At 59.3% G+C, this 7,335-nt stretch carries 4 protein-coding genes and 2 pseudogenes; 5 read left to right on the forward strand and 1 reads right to left on the reverse strand.

The window, feature by feature from the left end; all coding sequences use genetic code 11:
- Window positions 1-101: 101 nt before the first annotated feature.
- Entirely contained in the window at window positions 102-1,130 is a 1,029-nt protein-coding gene (locus ACQKEN_RS24010) for a 1-aminocyclopropane-1-carboxylate deaminase/D-cysteine desulfhydrase (protein ID WP_427689306.1), read from the reverse strand.
- A gap of 241 nt (window positions 1,131-1,371) precedes the next feature.
- Here ACQKEN_RS24010 and ACQKEN_RS24015 point away from each other — a divergent pair.
- The 5 genes and pseudogenes from ACQKEN_RS24015 to ACQKEN_RS24035 all read left to right on the forward strand — a co-directional run.
- Window positions 1,372-3,657: pseudogene (locus ACQKEN_RS24015) on the forward strand (type VI secretion system Vgr family protein); the annotation flags it as partial.
- A gap of 906 nt (window positions 3,658-4,563) precedes the next feature.
- A pseudogene (locus ACQKEN_RS24020) lies at window positions 4,564-5,397 on the forward strand (phospholipase effector Tle1 domain-containing protein); the annotation flags it as partial.
- Between the two features lie 137 nt (window positions 5,398-5,534).
- Window positions 5,535-6,032 carry a DUF2931 family protein gene (locus tag ACQKEN_RS24025; RefSeq protein WP_427689307.1) on the forward strand — a complete coding sequence of 166 codons (498 nt, stop codon included), beginning with the start codon at window positions 5,535-5,537 and terminating at the stop codon, window positions 6,030-6,032.
- Window positions 6,019-6,768: a DUF2931 family protein gene (locus tag ACQKEN_RS24030; protein WP_427689308.1), complete on the forward strand. Its 750-nt coding sequence runs from the start codon at window positions 6,019-6,021 to the stop codon at window positions 6,766-6,768. Before ACQKEN_RS24025 ends, ACQKEN_RS24030 begins: the two co-directional genes overlap by 14 nt.
- Before the next feature lie 226 nt (window positions 6,769-6,994).
- Window positions 6,995-7,335, forward strand: a 341-nt coding sequence (locus ACQKEN_RS24035) for a DUF2931 family protein (RefSeq protein WP_427689309.1), incomplete at its 3' end; no start/stop codon positions are given.

The raw sequence follows: 7,335 nt of genomic DNA on the forward strand, positions 1-7,335 counted from the left end.
GCCCGTCCGACTCCAGAAATGCCGCCGACGTACTCAGGACCGACCTGTCGGGGTGTGTGAATCGCAGGATTCATGCCAGCGCACGGATGCACGCGTCGGCGTCAGTGGTGTGCCAACGCAGATTTGAAAGTCCGTCTGCCCTGCAATCCCCCGGTGTGCAGAAAAATCAGCCGCGTGCCCTTGGCGATCCGGCCCGCGACCACCTCGTCATGCAGGGCAAGCAATGCCTTGCTGGTGTACAGCGGTTCGAGGGGGATACCGGATTCGGCTTCGTGGCGCGCGATGAAATCGAGCAACGCGGGATCGGTTTTCGCGAAGCCGCCACGGCTGGCGTCCAGCAAGCGGTAACCCTGAGGTTTACAGCTGGCAGGCAAAGTGGCGTTAAGCGGCTGTTGATCACGTTCGGCCACGGTCGCTGGTTTCGACAACGACGCAGCCCCTGTGGGAGCGAGCTTGCTCGCGAAAGCTTCAAGAATGCCCTCCACATTGCCCTCAACCCCATGACCTTCGGGCACCGCCATGGCGCCAATCACCTCATGCTGCCCCGCCTCCGCCAGCACTACTCCCGCCAACGTTGTGCCGGTGCCACACGCCAGCCACCAGGCGTCGTAATCTTCCCAACCCAGACTGACGAGCTGGCTGCGCGCCTGCTGGACGATTTCAGCGCAGCCCTCCGCGCCGTCGAGTCCGCCGCCGCCTTCAGGCACCGGGTAAAGATGCGGATAACGCTCGCGCCATGGCACCCAGAAATCCGCGTCATGCCGCGCGCGATACCCGGCGTAACCCAGCCAGTGCAACTCCATGCCGAACGCCTGCAGATCAAGCACCGTCGGCGTCTCGACCGCGTGCCCGCGTAGCAACCCGACTGTCGCAAAACCAAAGCGCTTGCCCGCAGCCGCCAGCGCATGCAGGTGATTGGAATGCGCGCCGCCCAAACTGATGACGCCCCGCGCGCCGGCCTGTTCAGCCGCCGCCAGATGGTGCTTGAGCTTGAACCATTTATTGCCGCTGATCAGGGGGTCGACAAGGTCCAGCCGCAGGATCGCTGCCTCCACGCCCGCTGCCTGGAGCCAGTCGAAATGGAGAAGTTGCAGCGGTGCGGACGGCAGGTGTGAGGAGAGAGGGGACATTAAATCGGTCGGGCTATGGACGGTGCGGGAGTCTAGCACTCGTCGGGCGGGGTCTCGATTTAGGAGGCCGTGTAGGGCATTTCCTGATCTCCATTAGGACGCGTCCGGTTCGTGTTTTGCCTATGGAATGACGCTTTGAAATGCCTCATCTTCGCCCGCTTCAGCCCTCTCTCATGGACGAGTTGATCCGGTTTTCTGCAGACCGGTCAGGGGCGCTTTCTCCTGCCAGGGACGCTCATTCATGATCACCGCATTGCCGCCTTTCTTCGATCACAGCCGCCACACACTTGTTATTCATCGTCTGCCCATTGCGCTCGATGTTCTTGCCTTCGAGGGCGAGGAGCGGCTGAGTCAGCCGTTTCTGTATCGCGTGGAATTTACCTCCGTCGAGCAGGACATCGGAGCTGATCGGGTGCTGGGGAAGACCGCTCAGTTCAGCCTGCATGCTGCGACACATACGTTGCCGGTGGCGATTCCTGGGTTGCCCGTACCTTCGGTTAAACCGTTGCGAACGCTGCATGGTGTGATCACCGGGTTCAAGCGGCTGTCGGGTTCTGCTGACGAAGCGCGTTATGAAGTGACGTTGCAGCCGCGTCTGGCATTGCTGGATCGGGGGCGGCAGTTCCGGATTTATCAGCATCAATCGGTGCCGCAGATTGTCGAGAGCATTCTGCGGACTCGACATGACTTTGAGGGGCAGGATTTCTTGTTCTCGCTGGTGCGGGAGTATCCGAAGCGTGAGCAGGTGATGCAGTACAGCGAGAGTGATCTGGCGTTTATTTCGCGGCTGCTGGCGGAGGTAGGGATCTGGTATCGCTTTACCAATGACGAGAGATTGGGTATTGCGGTCGTCGAGTTTCATGATGATCAGCGTCATTACGCTCGCCCTCGGATCAGTTTGCCGTTCAGGCCTCAGTCGGGGTTGGGCAGCAGCGGAGCCGACGGGGTTTGGGGGCTGCAGGTCAGTCATCAAGTGGTGGAGAAGAACGTTCACTTTCGGGCCTATCACCATCGGGATGCCAGTGCCTGGCTTGATGGGAATGTGGATCAGACGCGGGGTGACTCGACCACTTATGGCGAGGCGTATCACTACGCCGAGCCGTACAAAGCGCTGGGTGACAAGCTTGATCTGGACGAGGATTTAGAAGGCGAAAGCGGGTTTTTCTATGCCCGGTTGCGGCATGAGCGGTATCTCAATAACCAGACGCGGCTGACCGGGGTTAGCAGCAGTGCGTCTTTGGGATTGGCGCAGGTGCTGGCGATTTCCGGTGATGCGCCGCGAGCGTTTGAGCCCGGGGCGGTGATCACCCGATTGCAGCTGCGTGCGGCGCGGGACCGCAGTTTCGAGCTGAGTTTTGAGGCGATTCCGTATTCCGAGAGCGTGTGTTTTCGGCCGCCGTTGCTGGCCAAGCCCGAGATAGTGGGCACTGTGCCGGCCCGTGTGACCAGCTCGCTGGCCAACGATCCGTACAGTCACATCGACAGCGAAGGCCGTTACAAGGTCAGCTTTCTGTTTGACCGCGACAGCTGGAAGCTGGGTGAGGAAAGTCTGTGGCTGAGGCTGGCCCGCCCCTATGCCGGGGACACCCACGGCCTGCACCTGCCGCTGATCTGCGGCACCGAAGTAGCCATCGCGTTTGAACAAGGCGACCCGGACCGACCGTATATCGCTCACGCGCTCCATGACAGTCGCCATCCCGATCATGTGACGCTGCTGCGCAGCGATTACAAACGCAACGTCCTGCGCACGCCGGCGAACAACAAGCTTCGCATGGAGGACGATCGCGGCCAGGAACACATTAAACTCAGCACCGAGCACAGCGGCAAGAGCCAGCTCAACCTTGGGCATCTGGTCGACAACGATAAGGATAAGCGCGGCGAAGGGTTTGAGTTGCGCACGGATGGCTGGGGCGCGATTCGGGCCGGGCGTGGGCTGTTTATCAGTGCGGATGAACAGACCAGGGCCCACGGGATGCAGCTCGACATGGCCGCTGCAATCGACCAGCTCGAAACCGCGCTGTCCCTGGCCCGCACCATGGCCCAGGCCGCAAAGAGTGCGGGCGCCATTCCCGCCGATACAAGCAGCCATACGCAACTGAACGACGCGCTAACTCACCTCACCGAGCCCGGTCTGCTGCTGCACGCACCGGCCGGCATCGGCATGGTCAGCCCCGAGGCCATCTGCCTTTCCTCCGGTCGCGAAAGCGTCGCCATCACCTCCTCGCGCTCAACCGACCTCAGCGCCGGACGCAACATCACCGGCACCGCCGAGGGTGCGATCAGCCTGTGCGCTGTGACCAAGGGTCTGCAATTGAAAGCGGTTCAGGGCGACGTTCAGCTTCACGCCCAAAGTGCCGCACTGCACGCGCTCGCCCAGCACGACATCAAGATTGAAAGCCTCGCCGGCCGGATCGAAATCAGCGCGGCGCAAGAGCTTGTTTTCAACTGCGGCGGAGCCTTCATCCGCATCAAAGATGGCGAGATCGAGCTGGGTGCGCCGGGGAATATCTATCACCGGGCCGCTTACGTGCTGAAGGCCGCTGCCACCACGCTGACGACTCCGGTGACGCCAATACCTTATGGCTATGGGGCGGGGTACACCTTGGTCGATGCGCAACAGGCCGCCGCCCGTTTCGTCCGTTACCGGATCACCACGCAGAACGGCGAGGTGTTTAACGGCGTGACCGACAAGGACGGCAGAACTATGCCCGTCCACACGATGCTGCCCGGACATGTGGCGATCGACTTTCCGCAGCCTGAGGAATGGCTGACGCCGCGTCCGAAGCCTGAACCTGAGGAGGAAGAAGAGGAAGAGGAAATCACCGAAGGCATCACCCTGCGCATCGGGCTGTTCTTCGATGGCACGGGGAATAACCAGAGCAATGCGGCGGCGACCGCACAGTGCCGACAATCGGATTTGGACAGTTTCAGCCGTGAAGAGCTGGAGAGCATTGCGGCGACGTGCAAGCAGTATGGGTTTGGAGAGTTTGACGGGAGTGCGTTTAACAGCGCGCCGAATAACAGTTACGGGAATGCGCCGAGCAATGTGGCGTATTTGTATCAGTTGTACCCGGACAACGCGGTGGATGGTATTTCGGCTGAAGCCAAAACCGCGTACATCAAGGCGTACGTAGAAGGTATCGGTACTCGCAGCGGTGGCAAGGATGCAACGGTCATTGGGCAGGGTCTTGGCCAGGGTGAGACGGGGGTAGTAGCGCGGGTCAAACAGGCGCCAGCCTTAGTTAAAACACAGCTACTCTTTTTTGAACAAACCAACCCCGGCATTTCGATTAAAAAGATCGAGATCGATATCTTCGGCTTCAGTCGCGGTGCAGCGGCCGCGCGTCACTGCGCAAATGAGTTTCTCAAACCCCAGTGCGGCGTATTTAGAGAAATCCTCACCGCCAGAAGTCATGGTCTGCAACAGAGCTTCGACGCATCGACGGACGTATCCATCAATTTGACCGGCCTGTTCGATACCGTTGCAGCCATCTCAGACCCTGCGCATGGGGACTTCAGTCCTGGCGACGACGTAAATCGTGGCGTCAATCTTTATCTGCCACCCGACTGCGCGCGGCAGGTCATTCAGCTTCAGGCGCTCGACGAATATCGAGCCGACTTTTCTCTTAATAACGTCCACCACACGCACCTCCAGATCGGACTGCCGGGCGCCCACTCCGATGTCGGCGGGGGCTATCTGCCACGAGCACGAGAAAAGTTGTGGATGACGCAGCCCTGCAAGGCCAACGTTCCGACCGGTCAAAGGGTTGAATCCCATGCCGCTTGGAACCGTGCAGAGGCGGACGCCAAGGTATTGCGCGAATCAGGCGTGGCCCGCGATGGCTACGTTGCGGTGAAAGCCTGGCCCGCAGCAACTAACCCTCGCGGCAAAGCCGCGTCGGTCACCGAGGACTACTGGATAACAGTGCTGCTCGAACGCCCGGTGCATGGCGAACTGAGCCTGATTGCATTGCGTGTCATGCGTGAGCTGGGGATACGTCACGGCGTTCCATTCAAGGGATTGGAGGAGCGCCCTGAACTCGCAATGCCCGACGAGCTCATGCCTATCGCCGAGCGAATCTTGCAGCAGGTCATGGCGGATCGGCTCGTAAGACTTGAACCCGCGCAAGAGGCATTGCTACGAGCACGCTACATCCACATTTCCGCGCACTGGACCCCGGAAGGCCCCTTTCTTTTCAGCAAACCGGCACCACTCAATCGTAGGAATGTGCATCTCAACCGTCCGCAAGAAGGTTACCCAGAATGAGACGGCTAATTTGCTTAGCCGGCATGCTGCTGAGCCTTACCGCGTGCGCGAGTGGGCCCAGACTCCCCCCGTTTCCTAAACTGCCGTATCCAGCGTGGTACATAGGGTTGGCCGCGCCAGAGCACATGGAAGTGTGGGTGGAGACCGTAGATGTTTTAGATCAGCGTGGCCTTGCATTTTTCCGAGTCCATGGCGGGGTCGCAAGCTACACCGGAAAGGTCGAGGGCTGGCATCAAGGAGGGGGCAAGTCGAAGCCTATAAATAACGTAGATCTGCCTGCCCAAATCTTTCTGCGCTGGCAGTCACTAGTTGAGCCGCAAGCTTACAAGGCCAGAATTCCCATCCCTCAGTGGGTACGCGCTGAAATGGTTAGGCCAGAGCGGGTCTACTGCCGCGGCTCAAAAGAATGGATAGATGGCTACCGTTTCTCGATTGCGCTGGGAATGGCTCCGGGAGGCATTGTGAAAGTCTGGGTTGGCGGGCCATGTTTAGGCTTCACAGAAGTCGGCCGTTACCAAGCCGAAGTCGAGCCGCTCGGCCCCTACCGTGGCGCGAGCAAGGGCAAGTACATCCCGCTCGAACCGGAGAATAAAGCTTACGTAGAAAAGCACGGAATTCCCTATGGCAGTTGGTAATTCCGCCATGAGTGCTGACAAGGAGCATCACGGCACGCGACGGCTAGCGCATTTGCGGCTTTGTTCAAGGCTTCCATTTGCAGACTGGGTTTCCCGAATGAGGCCTCTGGTCTTGGCGGTCGGTTACCTGATCAGCCTGAGTGCCTGTGCCACGGGCGGCTCAGTACCCCCACCTGTCAAGCTGCCTTATCCGGCATGGTACATCGGCTTCGCCGCGCCCAAACACATGGAAGTGTGGGTGGAAAGCGTCGATGTGCTCGATCAGCGGGGATACGTTTTTTTTAACGTACATGCCGGAGTCGCCGGTTACACGCGAAAGCCCGAGGGTTGGCACAAGGGCACATCTGGTGGCAAACCCATCAACAACGTCGACTTACCAGACCAACTCCTTCTGCGCTGGCAGTCACTAGTGGAGCCTCAGGCTTACAAAATCAGCATCCGAATACCGCAGTGGGTACGCGATGAGATGGTTAGGCCAGAGCGCGTCTACTGCCGTGGCTCAAAAGAATGGATAGACGACTACCGTTTCGCGATTACGTTGGGAATGGCTCCGGGAGGTATCGTGAAAGTTTGGGCCGGTGGGCCATGTCTGGGTTTCAAGGAAGTCGGTCGTTACCAAGCTAAAGTCGAACCGCTCGGACCCTACCGTGGCGCAAGCAAGGGCAAGTACATCCCACTCGAACCGGAGAACAAAGCCTACATCGACCAGCACGGAATTCCCTATGGCAGTTGGTAACTCGGCCATGAGTGCTCAGAAGGGACATCACGGCACGCGACGGCTAGCGCACTTGCGGCTTTGTTCAAGGCTTCCATTTGCAGACTGGGTTTCCCGAATGAGGCGTGGGGTCTTTGCGGTCGGATTGCTGATCAGCCTGAGTGCCTGTGCAACGGGAGGGTCAGTACCCCCGCCCGTCAAGCTGCCGTATCCGGCTTGGTACATAGGTTTCGCTGCACCCAAGCACATGGAAGTGTGGGTTGAGACCGTCGATGTGCTGGACAAGCGTGGACTCGCTTTCTTTCGGGTACACGGTGGCGTAGCGAGCTACACCGGGAAAGTGGAGGGCTGGCACCAAGGGGTCTCGGGAGGGAAACCTATAAATAACGTCGATCTACCCGACCAGATTTTCCTGCGTTGGCAGTCACTAGTAGAGCCTCAGGCTTACAAGATCAAAATACAAATACCCCAGTGGGTACGCGATGAGATGACACGGCCAGAGCGGGTCTATTGCCGCGGCTCAAGGGAATGGATAGATGACTACCGTTTCGCGATTACGCTGGGAATGGCCCCAGGAGGAATCGTGAA

The sequence above is a fragment of the Pseudomonas sp. NPDC078416 genome, assembly GCF_050268485.1.
Classification (GTDB): domain Bacteria; phylum Pseudomonadota; class Gammaproteobacteria; order Pseudomonadales; family Pseudomonadaceae; genus Aquipseudomonas.